Origin of the sequence: Actinomyces sp. MRS3W, from assembly GCF_032465695.1 — a bacterium.
Taxonomy (GTDB): Bacteria; Actinomycetota; Actinomycetes; order Actinomycetales; family Actinomycetaceae; genus Actinomyces.
The window spans coordinates 1-2,005 of record NZ_JAWDJJ010000064.1; the positions used below are offsets into that span (position 1 = coordinate 1).

A 2,005-nucleotide genomic window follows, 5' to 3' on the forward strand; every position below is an offset into this window, starting at 1 on the left:
GGGTCGGTGCGGGTGACCTCCAGCTCGGCGCGGGCGGGGGACCAGCGGGCCGGCGCCGTGGCGATTTCCCAGGACAGACGTGGCGCGGAGCTGGCGCCGCCCAGGACGTCGCCGGGTGGGAACTGCTCCAGGCGCAGATGTGTGGGCGCGGCGAGGGGGCCGACCGGGTCGGCGAGGTCGGCGGCGGTGATGACGGGCTCGGGGACGGTGGGCCGAGCCTGCGGTAGCGCCGACCGCGAGGAGGAGAGGGGCGACGACGATGATGTCTGCGTTGACATGGAGTGGCTCCCGCCTGCGAGGTTGAAACGACTCAACGGTAGGTTATGCGTCGGGGGCGGGTCAATGCACGTGGTGGTTGCCGGGCATTTCCGGGGGTCTTAGAGTCCGTCGGCGTTGCTTGCCGGGGGTGTGCTGCCCAGCAGTGGGATCGTGAGCCCAGTGCGCCGTGATTCACCCGTTCTGTTGGGGGGCGCTGGGCTTGGTGGTGCGGGATTTCGCCCGTCCCCGTCGGTGCTCACAGGTGCGCGCGGCGCAGCTGGGCCACGCGTTCGGCGAGGTCGCCCAGTTCCGCCTCCCTATCCCGCGTGTCCGGGTCGATGCGGCGTCCCAGTCGGCCGAGCTCGACCATCAGCGGGACGGTCGCCAGGCCCAGCTCGGTGAGGGAGTAGCACCCCTGTTTGCCGCGGGAGACCTCGGTCTTGGCGAGGAAGCCGGCTCCGACCAGGTCGGCCAGGCGGCGCGACAGGACGGGGGCGCTGATGCCCTCTTCGTTGTTGGTGAGCAGATCGCGGAAGGAGCGGCGGTTCTCCAGGGCGATGTCGCGCAGGATGAGCAGGCTCCAGCGGTCGCCCAGAAGTTCGAGTGTGCGGTTGATCGGGCATGCCGACCGGGATTGCGGAATCATCACCCGCCTCCAACTGATTGCACTGTGTTACTACCTGCTGTAGCTTACCACCGGTAACAGAATGCAACTACTTGCGAGTCGATGCTCGCGCGAGAGGTTCACCCGATGCAGGCCTTCATCCTGGAGAAATACGGCAAACCGTTCCGCCGGGTGTCCATGCCACTGCCGACGCCCGCCGCAGGCCAGGTGCTGGTGCGCGTGGTCGCCGCCGGCATCAACCACGCCGACGAGCGCAGCCGCACCGGTGAGTTCAAGCTGCTGTTTCGCCCCGAGCTGCCCGGCGTTGCCGGCGGAGAACTGTCCGGTGAGGTCGTCGCCGTGGGTGAGGGCGTGACCCGTTTCGCGCCCGGCGATGCGGTGATCGCCTACACCGGTGTGGTCAAGATGGGCGCCTGGGCGGAGTTCGCCGTCGTTGACCAGGACGCCCTGGCGGCCGCTCCGCGGACCATGCCGTTGATTGACGCTGCCGCGCTCCCCGTCGTCGGACTGACGGCCTGGCGGGCGCTGGTGACGCTGGGCAAGGTGCAGCCCGGTCAGCGGGTGCTCGTACACGGCGGCTCCGGTGGGGTCGGCTCGATCGCCGTTCAGCTCGCCAAGCACCTCGGCGCCGCGGTCGTGACGACCGCCTCGAAGACCAATGCCGATTTCGTCCGCGAACTCGGCGCCGACGAGGTCATCGACTACCGCAGCGAGGACTTTGTCGAGAAGCTCGCCGGCAACCCCGTTGACCTCGTGCTCGATACCCAGGGCGGCCGTACCACCATGCGCTCCCTCGAGGTACTGCGGCCCGGCGGGCTGGTCGTGGGCATCGCCGGCACCCCCGACCCGCAGATGGCCGATCAGGCTGGCGCGCCCCTGCCCGTCAAACTCGCCCTGTTCGGCTTGAGTGCGCGACTGCGCCGCCGTGCTCGACAGCTCGGTGTCGCCTATCGGTTCCTGTTCATCGAGCCCGACGGTCAGGCCCTGACGGTCCTCGCCGGACTGGTTGACGACGGCGTGCTCAAGCCCGTCGTCGGCAGCGTGCTGCCCTTCGACCAGACCCCGGAGGCGGTTGACCGGATACTGACCGGCGGGCATCGCGGCAAGGTTCTGGTCACCACC

General features: G+C 69.3%; 3 protein-coding genes. 1 reads left to right on the forward strand and 2 read right to left on the reverse strand.

Annotation, left to right across the window (positions count from 1 at the left end):
* The coding region (locus RWX45_RS01855; RefSeq protein ID WP_316022091.1) for a hypothetical protein at nt 1–278 on the reverse strand (278 nt) is incomplete at its 3' end.
* A 236-nt stretch (nt 279–514) separates the two neighbouring features.
* Nucleotides 515–904, reverse strand: coding sequence for a helix-turn-helix domain-containing protein (locus tag RWX45_RS01860; protein ID WP_316022092.1), 390 nt, complete (start codon nt 902–904; stop codon nt 515–517).
* A gap of 105 nt (nt 905–1,009) precedes the next feature.
* Between RWX45_RS01860 and RWX45_RS01865 the strand changes: the two genes are divergently transcribed.
* The coding region (locus tag RWX45_RS01865) for an NADP-dependent oxidoreductase (RefSeq protein ID WP_316022093.1) at nt 1,010–2,005 on the forward strand (996 nt) is incomplete at its 3' end.